General features: G+C 36.1%; 21 protein-coding genes and 3 riboswitches. Of the genes, 5 read left to right on the top strand and 16 right to left on the bottom strand.

Going from position 1 to position 18530, the window contains the following annotated elements; all coding sequences use genetic code 11:
* Positions 1–84 precede the first annotated feature (84 nt).
* The 4 genes from ACW0JX_RS04050 to ACW0JX_RS04035 all read left to right on the top strand — a co-directional run bounded on the left by ACW0JX_RS04050 (position 85) and on the right by ACW0JX_RS04035 (position 5244).
* Positions 85–1386, top strand: coding sequence for an NCS2 family permease (locus ACW0JX_RS04050; protein WP_000482715.1), 1302 nt, complete (start codon positions 85–87; stop codon positions 1384–1386).
* An 88-nt stretch (positions 1387–1474) separates the two neighbouring features.
* A riboswitch (SAM riboswitch) is annotated at positions 1475–1580 on the top strand.
* Positions 1581–1668: 88 nt separating this feature from the next.
* The gene (locus ACW0JX_RS04045) at positions 1669–2781 is read left to right on the top strand and encodes a sugar ABC transporter substrate-binding protein (RefSeq protein ID WP_016082779.1); all 1113 of its coding nucleotides are present in this window, start codon (positions 1669–1671) and stop codon (positions 2779–2781) included.
* On the top strand, positions 2778–4265 hold the full coding sequence (locus ACW0JX_RS04040) for a sugar ABC transporter ATP-binding protein (protein WP_459245385.1): 1488 nt from the start codon (positions 2778–2780) through the stop codon (positions 4263–4265). The genes ACW0JX_RS04045 and ACW0JX_RS04040 overlap by 4 nt, the downstream gene beginning before the upstream one ends.
* The gene (locus ACW0JX_RS04035; protein ID WP_001054980.1) at positions 4249–5244 is read left to right on the top strand and encodes an ABC transporter permease; all 996 of its coding nucleotides are present in this window, start codon (positions 4249–4251) and stop codon (positions 5242–5244) included. Before ACW0JX_RS04040 ends, ACW0JX_RS04035 begins: the two co-directional genes overlap by 17 nt.
* Before the next feature lie 103 nt (positions 5245–5347).
* Here the strand turns inward: ACW0JX_RS04035 and ACW0JX_RS04030 are convergent, their stop codons facing one another.
* From ACW0JX_RS04030 to ACW0JX_RS04020, 3 genes are all read right to left on the bottom strand, one after another.
* Positions 5348–5551 (bottom strand): hypothetical protein, encoded by a 204-nt coding sequence (locus tag ACW0JX_RS04030; RefSeq protein ID WP_095691386.1) that lies wholly within the window; start codon positions 5549–5551, stop codon positions 5348–5350.
* 126 nt (positions 5552–5677) lie between these two features.
* On the bottom strand, positions 5678–6532 hold the full coding sequence (locus tag ACW0JX_RS04025; protein WP_000892676.1) for a patatin-like phospholipase family protein: 855 nt from the start codon (positions 6530–6532) through the stop codon (positions 5678–5680).
* 128 nt (positions 6533–6660) lie between these two features.
* A complete protein-coding gene (locus ACW0JX_RS04020; protein ID WP_088022289.1) occupies positions 6661–7122 on the bottom strand; it encodes a MarR family transcriptional regulator in 462 nt (153 codons plus the stop codon).
* A 141-nt stretch (positions 7123–7263) separates the two neighbouring features.
* On the opposite strand from ACW0JX_RS04020, the gene ACW0JX_RS04015 reads away from it, so the two are divergent.
* Positions 7264–8445, top strand: coding sequence for an MFS transporter (locus ACW0JX_RS04015; RefSeq protein ID WP_053565210.1), 1182 nt, complete (start codon positions 7264–7266; stop codon positions 8443–8445).
* A 24-nt stretch (positions 8446–8469) separates the two neighbouring features.
* Here ACW0JX_RS04015 and kdpDN read toward each other — a convergent pair whose 3' ends face one another.
* From kdpDN to thiS, 13 genes are all read right to left on the bottom strand, one after another.
* Complete coding sequence (gene kdpDN, locus ACW0JX_RS04010; RefSeq protein ID WP_459245384.1) at positions 8470–9624, bottom strand: KdpD-like non-kinase potassium sensor; 1155 nt, start codon at positions 9622–9624, stop codon at positions 8470–8472.
* A gap of 56 nt (positions 9625–9680) precedes the next feature.
* The gene (gene kdpC / locus ACW0JX_RS04005) at positions 9681–10262 is read right to left on the bottom strand and encodes a K(+)-transporting ATPase subunit C (protein WP_075719630.1); all 582 of its coding nucleotides are present in this window, start codon (positions 10260–10262) and stop codon (positions 9681–9683) included.
* A gap of 16 nt (positions 10263–10278) precedes the next feature.
* Positions 10279–12369 (bottom strand): potassium-transporting ATPase subunit KdpB, encoded by a 2091-nt coding sequence (gene kdpB, locus ACW0JX_RS04000; RefSeq protein ID WP_428880001.1) that lies wholly within the window; start codon positions 12367–12369, stop codon positions 10279–10281.
* Positions 12370–12382: 13 nt separating this feature from the next.
* Positions 12383–14050, bottom strand: coding sequence for a potassium-transporting ATPase subunit KdpA (kdpA, locus tag ACW0JX_RS03995; protein WP_000638330.1), 1668 nt, complete (start codon positions 14048–14050; stop codon positions 12383–12385).
* A gap of 19 nt (positions 14051–14069) precedes the next feature.
* Positions 14070–14147, bottom strand: a complete 78-nt coding sequence (kdpF, locus tag ACW0JX_RS03990; protein WP_223153441.1) for a K(+)-transporting ATPase subunit F — start codon at positions 14145–14147, stop codon at positions 14070–14072.
* Positions 14147–14251 carry a SipW-dependent-type signal peptide-containing protein gene (locus ACW0JX_RS03985; protein WP_000887894.1) on the bottom strand — a complete coding sequence of 35 codons (105 nt, stop codon included), beginning with the start codon at positions 14249–14251 and terminating at the stop codon, positions 14147–14149. The genes kdpF and ACW0JX_RS03985 overlap by 1 nt, the downstream gene beginning before the upstream one ends.
* A 96-nt stretch (positions 14252–14347) precedes the next feature.
* Positions 14348–14493, bottom strand: a riboswitch (cyclic di-AMP (ydaO/yuaA leader).
* 134 nt (positions 14494–14627) lie between these two features.
* A complete protein-coding gene (locus ACW0JX_RS03980) occupies positions 14628–14750 on the bottom strand; it encodes a hypothetical protein (protein ID WP_001034421.1) in 123 nt (40 codons plus the stop codon).
* Between the two features lie 3 nt (positions 14751–14753).
* Complete coding sequence (locus tag ACW0JX_RS03975) at positions 14754–14987, bottom strand: hypothetical protein (protein ID WP_002025339.1); 234 nt, start codon at positions 14985–14987, stop codon at positions 14754–14756.
* 13 nt (positions 14988–15000) lie between these two features.
* Positions 15001–15387 carry a hypothetical protein gene (locus tag ACW0JX_RS03970; protein ID WP_000424087.1) on the bottom strand — a complete coding sequence of 129 codons (387 nt, stop codon included), beginning with the start codon at positions 15385–15387 and terminating at the stop codon, positions 15001–15003.
* A gap of 93 nt (positions 15388–15480) precedes the next feature.
* Positions 15481–15628: riboswitch (cyclic di-AMP (ydaO/yuaA leader) on the bottom strand.
* An 85-nt stretch (positions 15629–15713) separates the two neighbouring features.
* Positions 15714–16526, bottom strand: a complete 813-nt coding sequence (thiD, locus tag ACW0JX_RS03965) for a bifunctional hydroxymethylpyrimidine kinase/phosphomethylpyrimidine kinase (RefSeq protein ID WP_029441655.1) — start codon at positions 16524–16526, stop codon at positions 15714–15716.
* A 15-nt stretch (positions 16527–16541) separates the two neighbouring features.
* Positions 16542–17561 (bottom strand): thiazole biosynthesis adenylyltransferase ThiF, encoded by a 1020-nt coding sequence (gene thiF, locus ACW0JX_RS03960; RefSeq protein ID WP_423118068.1) that lies wholly within the window; start codon positions 17559–17561, stop codon positions 16542–16544.
* The gene (thiG, locus tag ACW0JX_RS03955; RefSeq protein WP_075717580.1) at positions 17554–18324 is read right to left on the bottom strand and encodes a thiazole synthase; all 771 of its coding nucleotides are present in this window, start codon (positions 18322–18324) and stop codon (positions 17554–17556) included. Before thiG ends, thiF begins: the two co-directional genes overlap by 8 nt.
* 2 nt (positions 18325–18326) lie before the next feature.
* Positions 18327–18530, bottom strand: a complete 204-nt coding sequence (thiS, locus tag ACW0JX_RS03950; RefSeq protein WP_001049502.1) for a sulfur carrier protein ThiS — start codon at positions 18528–18530, stop codon at positions 18327–18329.

The raw sequence follows: 18530 nt of genomic DNA, 5'->3' as shown, positions 1-18530 counted from the left end.
TACAAAACTATTGCAAAATAGTTAAAAAACGAATATTATATATAACTGTTGTGAAAATTATTCGTAAACAGAAAGGATGTTTATATGTTTAACCTTTCAAAACATAAAACTTCTATTAAAACTGAAATTATGGCAGGTATTATTACCTTCTTAACAATGGCATATATCATTGTCGTAAACCCTGTTATCCTTGGGGATGCAGGTGTTCCATTTGAACAAGCATTTACAGCAACAATTATCGCTGCTGTTGTCGGAACATTATTTATGGCAATCTTTACAAACTTACCAATCGCAATCGCGCCAGGTATGGGATTAAATGCTTACTTCTCTTACTCTGTTGTAAAAGCTCATGAAGGCATGACTTTCGCAATTGCATTCTCTGCTGTATTCGTAGCAGGTATGATTTTAATTTTGTTATCATTCACATCTTTCCGTACAAAATTAATGGAAGCAATTCCTGAAAACTTAAAACATGCAATTACTGCTGGTATCGGTCTTTTCATCGCCTTTATCGGTTTACGTTTAACAGGTATCGTTACAAAAAATGATGCAAACTTAGTTGGACTTGGTGATCTTCACTCTGCTCCAGTTCTACTAGCATTGGCTGGGCTTGGAATTACTATTGTTCTTATGTCTTTAAATGTAAATGGCGCACTATTTATTGGTATGCTATTAACTGGTATTATCGCTTTCTTCACAGGACAGTTAACATTCTCAAACGGTGTTACATCAATGCCTGGATTACCAGAAGGAATTATCGTTTCAAATCCAATTACTGCTGTATCTGACGTAATTAACTACGGATTATATGGCGTTGTATTCTCATTCTTCCTTGTTACACTATTCGATACAACAGGTACATTACTTGGGGTAGCTCAACAAGGTGGATTTATGAAAGACGGAAAGCTTCCAAAAGCTGGACGAGCTCTTCTATCTGACTCATTTTCAGCAACAATCGGTTCTATGTTCGGAACAACACCATCAACAGCTTACATTGAATCATCTGCTGGTGTTGCAGCTGGTGGTCGTACTGGTTTAACAACTGTTACAGTAGCTGTTCTATTCGCACTAGCAGCATTCTTCGGCCCATTAGTAAGTGCTGTTTCTGGTGTATCAGCTATTACTGCACCATCATTAATTATCGTTGGTAGTCTTATGATGGGTTCAGTTCGCCACATCGATTGGGATGCATTTGATGAAGCATTCCCAGCATTTTTAGTAATCTTAAGCATGCCACTTACATCAAGTATCGCAACAGGTATCGCACTTGGATTTATTTCATATCCACTTATGAAAGTGGCAAAAGGTAAATTCCGTGCTGTTCACCCACTTGTGTATGTATTTGGAATTTTGTTTGCTTATCAATTGATATTCTTACCACATTAAAATCCCTCTTCCTGAGGGATTTTTTTATAAATACTGTTTGACAATACCATTCGTTTGTGGAATAATTCAAAATAGTTAAATATTCGATGTCTTATCAAGAGCAGGTGGAGGGATGAGCCCTACGAAGCCCGGCAACCGACCCATTTATGGGCACGGTGCTAATTCTTACAACACATTGTGTTGAAAGATAAGAGTAATATGATAAGGCGTCTTTTCTATATGAAAAGGCGTTTTTTATTTTCACTCCCTCCTCTCTCTTTTTAGTTTAGGAGGGATTTTTTTATGAAAAAATTATGTTCCATCGTACTTATTTTTCTCTTATTTACATTAGCGGCTTGTACAAATGAACAAGATGCTATCTCTTCACAAAAGCAACAAACTGTGAGAAAGGCGACTACAACGGTAGAAAATCAATTACAAACAGAAATTCCAAGCCAAATGAAGAAGCCATTAAAAATCGCATTAATTATGCAAATGTCCATCGGAACTTTTTCCTCTCAATATATTGAGGGTGTCAAAAAACAAGTTGAGCTATTTGGCGGCAGTGTACAAGTCTACAATTCTGATAACGATTTAGCAAAAATGGCTGCAAATTTAGATACTGCTATTAATTCAAAAGTGGATGGTATTTTAATTGATCATGGCCGTTCTGAAGCACTAAAACCTGGAGTAGAAAAAGCGTTACAGGCGAACATTCCCGTAGTTGCGTTCGATAACGATCTACGCTTGCCAGGTGTGACAATTATTGATCAAGATGACTATAGTCTTGCATGGAAATCATTAAAAACGTTAGCGGAAGATTTGAATGGACAAGGAAATATCGCAGTTGTATGGGTCGGCGGATTTGCTCCAATGGAACGTCGCAATGTTATCATTGATGCTTTTTATAAACGGTATCCAAATATAAAAGAAGTTGCAAGATTCGGTACTGCTAGTAATAACACACCGCTCGATACACAAACACAAGTAGAAGCTTTACTAAAGAAATATCCGAAAAAAGGCGATTTACAAGCTATTTTCGCTTCGTGGGATGAGTTTGCTAAAGGGGCTGTTAAAGCACTTGAACAAGCTGGTCGTACAGATATAAAAGTATATGGCATTGACTTAAGCAATGAAGATTTACAGCTCATGCAAAAAGAAAACTCACCTTGGACTGCTACAGCTGCAACTGATCCAGCTGAAGTAGGTAAGGTTCAAGTACGATTTTTATACAAAAAAATCGCTGGTGAACAAACGCCAGATATTTATTCACTAGAACCTTATTTAGTAAAGAAAAATAGTTTACCAAAAGAAAATATAACAATGGATCAGTTATCAAAATATATAAACGGTTGGGGAGACTCAAAAGATGCATATTCCCCTTGGATGAAAAAATTAGAGAAGGAGAAAAAATGATGACGTTCTCTCTTCAAAACATTACACATTCTTATCATGTCACTACACCTGTTCTAGAAGATGTTTCTATTCATATTCAAAAAGGAAAAGTACACGCTTTACTAGGCATGAACGGTGCGGGAAAAAGTACTTTACTAAAAATAGCAACTGGTGAAATTCAACCAGTTGTTGGCGATATAAAAATTGATACTCAGTCTGTTTCCTTTACTTCACCGCGCGATGCAAAAAAGCATGGCATTTCTTTCGTAACACAAGAAGTAGATCACGGGCTTATTCCCGGATTATCTGTATTAGAAAATGTACTAATCGATCATTTAGCAATGCAAAATAAAGTACTATTTTCAAAGTCCAAATTAGTCGCACTTGCTAAACAACATTTGCAAACTGTACAGGTAAATTTAAATGTTTCGGAAGATGTTTCAAACTGTTCATTACATGAAAAACAATTACTTCTTATCGCAAGAACTTTATCTAACAATACAAATTACCTTTTATTAGATGAACCTACTTCTTCTCTTGGACCAAAAGAAGTTGAAACCTTTGGGAAACTATTAAAAGATTTAACATCAAAAGGAATTGGCATCCTTTTAGTTTCTCATCGTTTATCAGAGATTCGAAATTTCGCGGATGATGTAACTGTATTACATAATGGTCAAGTTGCCCTTTCTGAAACCATTACAACGATTACAGATCAACAAATTGTGGAAGCAATGACTGGAAAACAACTTACACTTCCTATTAATACAGCACCAAAAACCGGGAGCGAGGAACTATTTAAAGTACAAGAGCTTCTATTACACGAAGGTCATTCTCCCCTTACTCTTACAATACGAAAAGGAGAAACTGTTGTGATATACGGATTAATTGGAAGTGGAAAAACAACACTTGCTGAAACGTTATTTGGTGCTCGTCATACTTATCACGCAGAAATAGACGGTCAAAAACTAACGATTAAAACACCACGAGATGCGATTAAAGCGAAAATCGCACTTGTACCAGAAGAAAGAAGAAAACAAGGCGTATTTCTTTCGGAAGATATTATAAATCACACAAATTTACATCAATCAGGTTGGAAACGAAAACAAACCGAATTAAATGATGCTACTACAGCAATTTCTTCTTTCGGTATTTCACCAAATGAGCCAAAGGCACTTATTCATTCACTTAGCGGTGGAAATCAACAAAAAGTCTCAATTGCAAAGTGGAGTGGATTCAAACCTAATCTATTTCTTTTAGACGAGCCAACTAAAGGTGTAGACATCGCTGCGAAACAAGACATTTTTCAATTCATTCGCAACATTACAGAAAACGGAAGTTCCGTAATTTATTTCACAGGAGAACAAGATGAAGCGTTGCATATCGCTGATCGCATTCTTATACTGGCAAACGGAGAATTTGTAGGTGAATACTTACCAAGCGAACTATCTCCTGAACAGCTTTTACATTTATCTGAAGGGAGCTATTCCATTGAATCTCGTTCATAAAACGAAAACTAAGAAACTATATTTACCTACTCATCTTTTTTATCAATTTAGTACAATTGCTATTATTATAGGTGTTACAATTTTTTTCTCTATCGTCAATGATTCTTTTTTAACATATAACAATATTAGTGATATTTTACGTTCTATTTCCATCGTAACGTTACTTGCAATCGGCGTTACCTTTACATTGATTGTAGATGGGTTTGATTTATCAGTCGGCTCTACCGCTAGTTTAGCAACAATTGCAGCTGCTTCTTGTCTCGTTTTATATCGACAAGAACTATTAGTCACACTCCTTGTTCCTATTCTTTGCGGGTTATTAGTTGGATTATTAAATGCACTACTCGTTATCCGAATTAAACTACCCGATTTACTAGCTACATTAAGTATCATGTATATCGTCAATGGACTACACTTAACATTTTCAAAAGGATCTTCAATTTATGAAGGAATGTCCGGTGCAACAGGACATTTTATTCCATCTTTTTTATTTATCGGTCAAGGTTCCGTCTTAGGAATTCCAGTCCCTGTCATTATCATGCTTACTGTCGTTTTAATTGCACATCTATTTTTAGAAAAAACAACGTACGGTCGTTTCTTTTATATGACTGGTGGGAATCGAGAAGCTGCTAGATTAGCCGGTATTCCTACTGATCGTTACCGTGTATATGCTTATATGATTAGTGGTTTACTAGCTTCTATTGGCGGCATTATTCTATGCAGCCGCGTTGGAACAGGACAAGTTTCAGCTGGTGCTCCATTATTAATGGATGCAGTCGCAGCTGCCTATATCGGTTACGCAATGTTCGGTGCCAAGAAACCAAATATAGTCGGAACATTCCTCGGCTCGGTATTAATTGGAATTATATTAAATGGACTCACAATGATGAACGTTCCTTATTATGCACAAGATATTATTAAAGGCAGCATTTTAATTACAGCTTTAGCCTTTTCATTTATTAAAAAGAAGCGTAAATAAAAAGAGAGCATCGAATTCGATGCTCTCTTTTCCCTTTGCAACAATCACCCGAAAGCCTCCACGATTACTAAACTATGAAAAAGATAACAGCAGTTAAAAATTATTAATATTTCTCATTCACCTGTAATTCTTTACTATACTTTTGAATGAAAACTGATGAAATAACCATTACTATGCCCACACTAAAACCAATAAGTTGATCTAATAACATTTCATCATGAATAAACCAGCGAAGTAAAAATACACCCCCAAAAATAAGCATCATGATAAATCCAGTATGTCTAAGCCCTTTATATACATTTTCCATATGTATCACCTCTCCACATACTTTTATCCATATTATACCATAATCTAAAAACGTGTATAACCAACATTCGGTATTGAAACCAATAATAAAAAGACTGCAGAGAACTCCATCTCCACAGCCTAATATTTATTTTTGCAAAAACGCCTGCAAATCTGCAAACTGTCTCTTTGCATCTTCATAGCCTTGCTCGTATAAATTTTGTAGTTTTGCTGTATCTTTTTCCATACGATCTACTTGAAGCGGCACTTCTGGGCGAATAACAAATAAATTACCAGCTTGCTCTTCTTTTTCAATATAGTGAAGTGTTTCATTATACACTTCATAACGATTCAACATCGTGTTAACAAGATTCGGATATTTTTTATAAGCTTTTCCTGCAATCCATCCGAATTTTGATTTTTTCTTCGCGTAACCATGATTTCTCGTTAAAATAACGACTGATTTTTTAAATCCATCTTCCTGTGCTTTACGAACTGGAATTGGATCAGAAATCCCGCCATCTAATAACTGCTTACCACGATAATTTACTACTGGTGCAATGAAAGGCAATGAACTAGACGCTTGTAATAAATTTAGTGCATCATCATTCGTTCCTTCTTTCTCAAAATAAACAGATTGTCCAGTTTCACAATCCGTCGTTCCTACAAGGAAACGTTCTGGGCTATTAAAGTATGTTTCAAAATCAAACGGAACATGCTTTTCTGGAATTTCATGAAAAATGAAATCCATATCAAATAGCTGACGTTTTCTCCATAAGTTTTTATACGACAAATATTTCGGATGTGATGCATAATCAATATTGACCGTTTTATTTCTATTTCTTTGTCTGGAAAGATACGACGCTGCATGACAAGCACCAGCTGATACACCGATTACATATGGAAAATATAAATCTTGTTCCATAAAGTATTCTAATATCCCACCCGTATATACACCACGCATACCGCCGCCTTCTAATACTAACCCCGTATTTTCAAGCATGTTACTCTCTCCTCTATATATATTGACTCTTTAATTATTCACCATGTTAAGTATCTTTTTCTATTATATATGAGTTCTTTCAGAAATTATATTTAAAAGACTTGAGAAAAAGGAGTTTTTTCTTCCAATTATATTTCCAAATGATCGGAGACATCCTTTATAAACCTTTGAATAAAGTCTTGCTCTTCTTTCGTATATCCATCTAAAAGTAACAACCACTTTTCTTCAGCTTGCTTATGCAATTTTTCATGAGCTTTATATATTTCATTTCCGCTTTCCGTTAAGCTGAAGAAGATTTCTTTTTGATTATCTAACATTTGCATCTTCTCAACGAATTGCTTTTGAAACAACTTCGTACAAATTTTAGAGATTGCTCCCTTCGTCATGCCCATTTCTGTCGTAATTGCCGTTACATTCATCAAACCATTTTTTCCGATACATTCGATTACATGTAACTCAGATAAAGACATACTACTTACACCTGTCTCACGAAGAAACTTCTCGTTTTGTCGTTTTAAATGTTCTTCTTTTTTATGCAAAAGTGTACGAATGTCCGACAGTATTTCCATTTGCTTCGTTGTATGCTTCAATCCGTTCGCCTCCTAAGTTTCCAAAGAAACAATTTAACTATATACCATTTTAAAATTATTTTTTCATCTTTACAAGTGAGAAAATCATGTTAAAATAAATTTAGTTTCCAAGGAAACCAAAAATACAAGGAGGTTAACAAGATGAAAAAATCTAAACTAACTTTCATTTTATATGTTGTCTGTATTAGTGCCTTACTCGGTTCCTTCGCTCAAAATATTTACACACCTATCTTACCGATGATTCAAAATTCTTTTCACACTTCTCTTTATCTTGTAAATGTAACAGTTTCACTTTTCACATTCATTCTTGCAATTATGCAGCTCGTATATGGACCTTTAATTGATACAAAAGGGAGAAAATCTGTCCTTATCCCTAGTTTAGTCATTAGTACAATTGGTTCAATCGGATGTGCTTTTTCGGCAAACATTTATTTATTTCTCTTTTTTAGAGCTGTTCAAGCTATAGGAATAGCGGCTATACCTGTAGTTTCAGCAACGATTATCGGCGATTTATTTGAAGGAAAAGAACGCGGAGAAGCGATGAGCCTATACCAAATGTTACTTGCCCTCGCACCTGCAATGGCTCCTCTCATAGGTGGATTTCTTGGCAGTATAAATGGTCACTTATCTGTATTTCTCTTTTTATCTACACTTGGCATTATCTTATTAATTATAAACATTTCACTACTTCCAGAAACAAAGCCAAATGTAATTAAGCAGTCTAAAGCACAAAAGAACTACTCTCTTATCTTAAAAAATAAAACTGGATTTTCTATTACTCTTATTGGCTTCATTCAATTTTGTATTTACTTTTGCTTTCTCGTTTTTTTACCGAGCATTTTAGCAAATTCATTTTATCTAGCTGCAAGTGAAATTGGTCTTATGTTTGTACCAATGTCTCTTTCTATCATGCTAGGAAGTTTTTGCTACAAGTTTTTGCAAAAACGCCTCACAACAAAGCAAACTTTATTTATTACGAGTTACTTCAATATTATATGTGTCTTTTTATTCTCTTTCATATATAACATCAATATCCCATTCATCATTATCGTTACATCTTTGTACGGTTTTAGTATGGGACTTTCTATGCCAACTCACACTACTTTATTAACAGAAGAATTCGTGCAAGAACGTGCAACAGCTATCGGTATGTACAACTTCATCCGCTATCTTGGTATGGGCACAGGGCCACTTATAGGTGGATTTCTTTTATTTAACCAAAATTACTTTTGGATTTTCTTCCTAGGCGCAATTATGTTTTTACTTGTAATCTTATATGCAATGAAAATGCTAAGTTTTCATTCTGTACAAAAAGCAAAATAGAGCCCCCAAAAAGGTCGGCTCTATTTATCCTCTTTGATCCGCAACAATATGAATATCAATATACTTTGTTTGTCTCATAATTTCATTTACAATAGAGCCTTTTCGTATTTCTTCCCACCTTGTTCTAGCCGATTGTCCAAGTAAAATTTGCGTCACCTGTAATCTTTTTGCCACTTCAATAATAACATCTGCTGGCTTTCTTCCCTTTGCTTCTTCTAATACAAAACTTGCATCAAATTGATTCGTGAGCGTCTTCCACTCTTCAATTGTTTGTTTTTTACCAGCTGAAAGAGAGTCTATATTTTCTCTTTCAACATTTAATACATACAATTCAGCATTTAACCGATCAGCCATGCGCCATCCCCGTCTTATTAATTTCTCCGCTGTTGAACTGTATTGTACACAAACAAGAATTTTTTCTTTTACGCCAATTGGTTCTATTACTGTTTGGCTAATTTTCTCGTCCATATCATCGGCAACCTCGCGAAGTGATAATTCCCTAAGTGCTCCTAAATTATTAAGCGTAAAGAAATTTTGTAAGCTTTGCTGAATTTTTTCTTCTTTATATATCTTTCCGTCTATTAACCTCTTCCGAAGTACTTCCGGTGTTGCATCAACGAGCTGAATTTCATTTGCTTTTTGTAAAATAAAATCTGGAACTCGTTCTCTTACTTTTACATTCGTAATTTGAGCTACAATATCATGAACACTTTCTAAATGTTGAATATTAAAAGCTGATAATACCGATATACCAGCCTCTAACAATTCCTGCACATCCATATAACGTTTTTTATGCTTAGAACCAGGAACATTACTATGCGCAAGTTCATCCACTACGACTACTTGCGGCGCGCGTTTTTTTATTCCTTCCACATCAAGCTCATAAAATACCTTTCCTTTATACTGTATTTCTTTCAAAGGAACTTTTTCTAAATCAGCAATTGCTTCTTCCGTCTCTTTTCTTCCATGCGTTTCAATTAAACCAATTACAATATCAATTCCATCTTTTTTCATTTCCCTTGCATCAAAGAGCATTTTATAACTTTTTCCTACGCCTGGAGCTGCTCCTACATATAACTTTAACTTTCCGCGATTTTGCTGACGAATATATTCTAAATATTCCTCTGGCGTTCGCCTTTGAAACTTCGATTCATAATCATCTGCATACAAAATAAACACTACCTTTCATTCGAAACAACGCTACCTCAATCCGTTAGATTGAGGTAGCACTGTTACTATTTCATTAATTTTTGTAATGCTAAATTTAGCTTTAAGACATTCACTCGATCTTCTCCAAATAAACCAAGTGCAGCACCTTCTGTTTGATCTTTAATCAATTGATTAAGTTTTTCTTTCGAAATATTCGTTAATTTTGAAATGCGATCCACCTGCACCGAGGCCGCCTTTGGACTAATATCAGGATCAAGCCCTGAACCTGAATTTGTCACTAAATCTATAGGTACTTCTGTTACTGGAACGCTCGGATTTTGTTTCTTCCACTCTTCAATACTTTTCTCTACTCGTTTCTCTAAATCTGGATTAGATGGTGCATAGTTATTTGAACCAGATGCTTCAGCCTTATATTCAATACTAGAAACACGCCCTTGAAAATAACGTGGATCCGTGAAGTTTTGCCCGATTAATTTAGAACCAATCACTTCATTTTTATCATTATATATTAGACTTCCATCCGCATTATCCTTCATCACGGCTTGTGCAATACCAGTAACAATAAGTGGATATACAAGTCCACACAACACTAGAAATGTAAAAGTAATACGGATAATTGGTGATAGTATACTTTGTTTCTTTTCCATCTTTTTCCCCTCTTCCTTATATGAACAAGCCGACAATTATATCAATTACTTTAATTCCAATGAACGGAACGATAACTCCGCCAAGCCCATAAATAAGTAAGTTTCGGCTAAGCAATGCATTAGAACTCATCGGTTTATATGCAATACCTTTCATCGCTAACGGAATGAGTAATGGAATAATAACAGCGTTAAATATTAATGCTGATAAAATCGCTGACAGTGGTGATGTTAACTTCATTATGTTTAGTGCTTCCATTTGCGGAATCGCAAGTGTAAACATTGCTGGAATAATTGCAAAATATTTCGCTATATCATTCGCAATACTAAATGTCGTCAATGCACCACGTGTCATTAACAATTGCTTACCAATTCCTACAACCTCAATAATTTTCGTTGGATTCGAGTCTAAATCAATCATATTTGCTGCTTCTTTCGCAGCTGTCGTACCACTATTCATCGCTAATCCAACGTCAGCCTGTGCTAATGCCGGAGCATCATTTGTACCATCACCTGTCATCGCTACAAGTTTCCCTTTATCTTGCTCTGCTTTAATAACCGCAATTTTATCTTCTGGTCTACACTCGGCAACGAATTCATCTACTCCTGCTTCTTTTGCAATCGTTGCTGCTGTTAACGGATTATCACCTGTACACATAACCGTTTTAATCCCCATTTGACGCAACTGTTCAAAACGCTCACGCATACCCGGTTTTACTGTATCCTTTAAATAAATTAAACCGTAAATACGATTATCTACTGCAACTACAAGTGGTGTTCCGCCCTCTTTTGAAATTAAGTCTGCTTTTTGATTTACATCTTTCGGAATTGTTCCACCTTGTGACCCAACCCATTCAATAACAGCACCGACAGCACCTTTTCTCACTTTCGTTCCGTCTTGTAAATCAACACCGCTCATTCTCGTTTCTGCTTTAAACGGAACAAACTCCCCTTGTTCTGCAAGTTCTCTATTATATGATATAGATTTTCCCTGCACATACTCGATAACAGATCGACCTTCTGGCGTTTCATCTAAAACAGAACTAATAGCAGCCCACTTTCCAACTTGCTCAATCGTTTCATTTCCTACAGGCAATAATGTATGAGCCATCCGGTTTCCAAAAGTAATTGTACCTGTTTTATCTAAAATAATTGTATTAATATCGCCCGCAGCTTCTACTGCTTTCCCTGACATCGCTAACACGTTAAATTTTGTCACCCGGTCCATCCCAGCAATACCAATCGCTGATAGCAAACCACCAATTGTCGTTGGAATTAAACATACTAACAATGCTACGAGTACAGCTGTATCAATTTGAAAACCTAAATAATTTGTAAAAATCGGCAACGTCACAACGACGATCAAGAAAATAAGAGTTAAGCTCGTTAATACTGTATTTAAAGCAATCTCATTCGGCGTTTTTTGACGAGCAGCTCCTTCTACTAAAGAAATCATTTTGTCGATAAATGATTCACCAGGATTACTCGTAATGACAATTGTAATTTCATCACTTACGACCATCGTTCCACCTGTTACGGAACAAAAATCACCGCCTGCTTCTTTTATAACAGGAGCTGATTCCCCTGTAATTGCAGATTCATCTACAGATGCTAATCCTTTGATTACTTCGCCATCATTCGGAATCATTTCTCCTTGTTTTACGATAACAACGTCACCTTTTCTAAGATCAGTTGCTGAAACTTGGACAATGTCTCCATTTTCTTTTACAACATTTGCAAACACATCTTTCTTCGACTGCTTTAAAGAATCGGCTTGTGCTTTACCACGGCCTTCTGCTAATGCTTCTGCAAAATTCGCAAATAAAACTGTAAATAATAGAATGAGAGAAACTGTTATATTAAACCATCCTGGTATACTACTAGAACTGCTTGGAAGAAAAGATAAAATGAACGTAATGATAAATCCAATTTCCACAACGAACATAATCGGATTCTTTATCATGACTTTCGGATTCAATTTCGCAACGGATTGTTTCATCGCATGTGTTACGATATCACGATCCATCGTTTTCGCTTGTCTAACTTCATCTTCTACAGCATGTATTTGTGACTTATTTAATTGTTTTTCTTTTACTACTACCGGTCTCATCATTTACCCTCCATTACTTCAATGTAAGAAATTCTGCAATTGGTCCGAGTACTAACATCGGGAAAAATGTTAATGCACCGACAATTACAATCGTTCCGATGAAGATGCCACCAAATAAACTATTATCTGTACGGAACGTTCCAACTGTTTCTGGCACTACCGTTTTTTCTTTCAACGAAGCTGCCACAGCTAGCATCGTAATTAAACTGAAGTAGCGTCCTAAAAACATAACTAAACCAGTCGTAATATTCCAAAACGGTGTATTATCTCCTAATCCTTCAAATCCAGATCCGTTATTCGCAGCTGACGATGTATATTCATATACAACTTGTGTTAAACCGTGGAAACCGGAATGAGAAATAGCATCCGTTCCTAAATTTGTTGAAAGAGCTAATGCCGAAAATCCTAAAATGAGCAATGGATGAAATAAAATCGTGACTGCGATTAATTTCATTTCCTTACCTTCAATCTTTTTACCTAAAAACTCTGGTGTCCGTCCAACCATTAACCCAGATATAAACACCGCGATAATTGCATACATAATAATGTTTACAAAGCCTGCTCCAACTCCGCCATACACTGTATTTAACATCATATTTACGAGGGGAACTAGACCACCAATTGGTGTTAACGTATCATGCATCGTATTAACAGCGCCTGTTTCAGCAGCTGTCGTTACTGTTGCGTATAGTGAAGAAAATACTGTTCCAAATCGTACTTCTTTCCCTTCTGTACTTCCTTGTACATGTTCGATACCCATTCCATTTAATGCCGGGTTCCCGTTTAGTTCAGATGTCGTAATCGTTATAAACCCTAGTAAAAATACCATAAATAGTGACACGAAAAGGATGCGGCCTTGTTTTTTATTTCCGACCATTCGTCCGTACGTAAATGGAAGTGCTGTTGGTAATAACATCATAAGCATCATTTGCAAAATATTACTCATTTGTCCTGGATTTTCGAAAGGATGCGTAGAGTTTGCTCCGAAAAATCCACCGCCGTTATTTCCAAGTTCCTTAATGGAAACGAATGATGCAACAGGTCCGCGTAAAATACTTTGCTTTGCACCTTCAATCGTTTGTGCTGTAACCGCCCCATCTAACGTTTGTGGTACGCCAAGTGCGACAAAAACTAGTGCCGCAATAAATGCGATAGGAAGAAACACTCTCGTTAACGCTCTCGTAAAATCAACGAAAAAGTTACCAAGTTCTTTTCCAGCAAGTCCTCTTATAAAAGCCATAACGAGCGCTAATGTCGTTGCTGGTGCCGCAAACATTAAAAATGTAATTCCGATTAATTGTGATAAATAAGATAAACCATTTTCACCGCTATAATGCTGTAAGTTTGTATCAGCCATAAAACTAATTGCTGTATTAAAAGCGAGCGTAGGCTCCATCCCTTCAATATGCGCTGGATTTAGTGGCAGCACACCTTGTAATCTGAAAATGAAGTATACGACAACGATCATAAATCCATTTAATAAAACTAATGATAATGCGTACTGTTTCCACGTTTGATTGTATGCTTTTACACCCGTAATTTTAAAAATAAGTTTTTCAAAAGGCCCGAATACTTTATCTAACGTTTTGCTACCTTGAAAAGCTTTTTCTAAATAAATCCCCGTTGGCTTTGCTACTAAAATAAACAAGAGCATTGTAATAATGACTGCAACCCAAATCATAATGAATAATTCCCCCTAATTAAAACTTCTCTGGATTTAATAATGCATACACTAAATACACTGTAATTGCTGCGACAATAACCGATAAGACAATCATCATGATTGCTTTCCTTCTTTCACAACTTTATCTGACCAACTTGCAAGACTTGCCATCGATGCAACTAATAAAATAAAAATCCCGACCATTACAACATCTAACATAACGATCCCTCTCTTTTTGTTAAAATTTACCATTTAAATATTAAAAAAGAACACTGAGCTCTACTCAGTGTTCAAAAAATGAACAACAAAAAGTAAACCTCCTCTCTAAACGCTTACGAGGTTAGCTGTCGGATTCGGGCCTAAAGAGTAGCCCTACTTTCAAAACTGAAAGATTCACCCCAAGTGACGATGCACAAAATTGGTTCCCCCGCTCCATTTCTGGAACTCAGCGATTTTAGGTTTTTTTGGAAATTTTATGAATGATTTATGAGAGTAAATATACTCCTCTATATTTCACTTGTAAAGGGCGAAATTGCTGAAAATAATAATATTTACATTCATTTAAACGCTTACATTGAAGATTATTACTATTATTTCATCTATTTTCTTTATTTCTCTTTTCTTTTCTTAAAAATGACCTTTTAAATATGAAATAAAAAGAGCGAATGACATGAAGTGCATAGCTTGTTGCACTCAGCATTCGCTCTTTTTTATTCAACCTTTATTCTCCTCGTAAAAATGCACGTAAATTTCTCCCACGAATATAAACTTGTGTCAATTCTGCATGTAGCTGCTCATACTCAGTAATATCCATCTCTAAATACAAAGCATCTTTTGATGGTAATATAATATATGGCCCTGGAAAAAGGGGATCAATCTGGACCAATTCTTGAACTCGCTCTACCGATACTGCCCAACGATTTGCTATATCTCCAAGTAATAGTACCTTCATCATTTCTTCCCCCGCCCTATTCAAAAAATAAAAAAGAAATATTATCACAATTTGTAAACACGACAAACTTAGCTCCAATTGTTTCATAGAGCCTCGCTGGATATCGTTTATTCCTTGTAACAACAGTAATAGGTGCTTGAAAAGAAAAACGAATGTGTTCTGTGAAGAAACTAACGATTGGAAGCTCATCCCCTAGTAAAATGACCTTCTTAATACACTCACAAATACTAGTAAAATCCTGCTCCTTACTACAACTATAAGTCCAATCAAACCCACAATTCCTAACTTCAGCCGCTACCTCTTCATTTGCTGTAAAAATAACTAACTCATGTTGAAATGCAACTAGATCTCTTAAACTATTTACCTTACTTTCTTCTCCAACACAAATAAGTGTTAGTTCCATGTACCTCATCCTCCTTAGTATAAAAGAAATCAAACATAGATTGATATTCCCCTATACTAATCAGATCGATGAAGTGATGTATCCATCATGGCACCGTCCTCTCTCAAGACGCTTACGAAGTTAGCTGTCGGATTCGGGCTTTGAGAGTAGCCCTACTTTCAAATTTGAAAGATTCACCCCTAGTGACACTGCACAAATTGGTTCCTCCGCTCCATATAATTGGACTCAGCGTTTACAAAAAAATATATTCTGGCTGATATATTACTCCTGTATTTTGAAAAAGTAAACAGAAAAAAAGCCAGTTATAAAACTGGCTTTTCACTTATCTATACACGCGTTCTATTCACTTTATACGCAAAATGATTCGTCGGTCCATGACCACTACCAATATTCAATGGCTCTTCAATTGCTATACTAATAAATCGTTTTGCTTCTTGAACAGCATCTTCAATTGAGTATCCTTTCGCAAGTCCTGCTGTAACCGCTGAAGCAAATGTGCACCCACTTCCGTGCGTTTGCTTTGAAGGAATTCGCTCGCTTCTAAACTCAATAAATTCTTCTCCATCAAAGAGGAAATCAATTACTTCATTACCTTGATATTCTGCATGTCCGCCCTTCATAAGCACATATTTAGCACCTAATTCGTGCAATACTTTTGCAGCTTCCTTACTATCTTCAACATTATGAATCTCCATCCCAGTTAACACTTCTGCTTCTGGAACATTCGGTGTTATAACGGTTGCTACTGGTAATAAATATTCTTTTAATGCATGAACTGCTTCTTGCTGTAATAATGATGCACCGCCTTTTGCGATCATAACGGGATCTAGCACAATATTATTCCAGCCAAATTTTTTAATTTGTTCTGCAACAATTTGAATTATTTCACTACTAAATAACATTCCTAGTTTCACTGCATCTGGTGTTAAATCCGTACCAATTGAATTCAGCTGTTCTGTAATACCTTCTAACGGAACAGGATATACCCCTTGAACGCCAAGCGTGTTTTGAGCAGTAATTGCCGTAATAGCCGTCATTCCGTATACACCAAGCTCTTGGAATGTTTTTAAATCTGCCTGAATTCCAGCACCGCCGCCGCTATCAGACCCTGCAATTGTTAAAGCTTTATTCACTTTCATCCCACTCATCCTTTTCTATCCAAAATAGCGATGATAAATCGTTTTTGCTTCGCTTATATCTTTCGTTCCATGTACGAGCACACGGCCATCTTTAAAGGCGACTAACCTCTTGTCTTCAACAGAAAATGATAGTAAATATGGATTTACATTTAAATCATTCACGCGACCTTCCAGCAACTCTTTATATTGTTCAAAATTCATTTCCTCTTTATGAGGTGGTCTAATTTGAACTGTATTTCGCCCGCATAAAACTGCTGTTTTTGATGTGTTCTCTTTATTTAAATACGGATATAATGCATTCTCTCCGCATGAAGAACAATTATGCTGGCGAAGCTTTTGCACATTCATACATGAATACTCATTCTTCCACATATCAAACGATACAAGCCCATCTCGAAGTGATTCGTAATCTTCTACTAACAGTTTAAGAGCTTCTGTTACTTGATGAGAAACGACAAGAGATACAGCAGGTGATATAATACCCGCTGTATCACATGTTGCCCCGCCAAGCGGAATCGACTGCAATAAACATGATAAACATGGTGTTTTACTAGGAATGATTGTGTAAGAAAGACCGTAACTACCTACACATGCACCGTAAATCCATGGAATAGAATATTTTTGTGCTATATCATTCACAATAAAGCGTATTTCGAAATTATCAGTCGCATCAATAATTACATCAACGTTTGTAACAAGTTCTTCTAGCTCTTCAGCTGTTACATCTTGAACGAGAGCTTTTATTGTTACATCGCTATTAATCTCTTCTAAACGTTTTTTAGCCGCTATAGCTTTTGGGAGATTATTCTTTACGTCGCTCTCTGCATACAATTGTTGTCTTTGCAGATTACTCCAATCTACATAATCACGGTCAACAATTGTTATCTTGCCAACACCCGCTCTTACAAACATCTCTGCATTTGCACTACCTAATGCACCTGCACCGATAATAAGTACATGCTTTTCTCTTATCTTTTGCTGCCCTTCTGCTCCAATTGGAGAAAATAGTTCTTGGCGAGAATATCGATTATTCAACTACGCTCATTCCTTCTAAAGGACTACTTGCAGTTGCACAGCGCTTACGTGCAATACGACCTGCTTCAAATCCTAAACGTCCTGCTTCAATACTTAGTTTCATTGCCTGTGCCATTTTAATAGGATCTTTTGCTCCTGATACAGCTGTATTTAATAACACGCCATCTGCTCCTAATTCCATTGCAAATGCCGCATCAGCTGGGCTACCAATACCGGCATCAACGATAACTGGTACTGCCGCTTGTTCAATAATGAAGCTCAAATTTAATGGATTTACAATACCAAGTCCTGATCCGATTGGAGATGCTCCTGGCATAATCGCATGCACGCCAAGCTCTTGTAATTTACGTGCTAATACAACATCATCAGATGTATACGGAAGTACGATAAATCCTTCTTTCAGTAACATTTCAGATGCCTTTAACGTTTCTACCGGATCCGGTAATAACGTTCTATCATCACCAATAACTTCTACCTTTATCATGTCACAAAGCCCAGAAGCTTTTGCTAATTTTGCAATACGAACAGCCTCTTCAGCGTTTTTTGCCCCTGCTGTATTTGGTAATAACGTATATTTTTTCACATCAAGTTTCTCTAATAAATTAGGTTGCTTTGCATCAAAGATATCCATACGACGTACTGCAAACGTTAAAATTTCAGCTTCAGAAACGTCAATTGCCTTTTGCTGTACGTCAAAATCAGGGAATTTACCTGTTCCTAATAACAGTCTAGAATGAAATGAAAATGGTCCAATGTTTAACATAATCAACCGCCTCCTACGAAAGTTACAATCTCAATTTGGTCTCCATCAAAAACAGATGTATCTGTATGATCATCTTTTTGTAAAATATCTTTATTACGCTCTACTACAACAATTCTGTTATCTAGTTCTAAATGTGTAAGTAGCTCAGCTACTGTTTTTACACTCGCTGGCACTTCAATTTGGTTACCATTAATTTTTAAATTCAA

This window comes from Bacillus sp. C-3-6, assembly GCF_054509685.1.
Note: the sequence above shows the minus strand (reverse complement) of the source record. Positions and strands in the feature narration are given on the sequence as shown.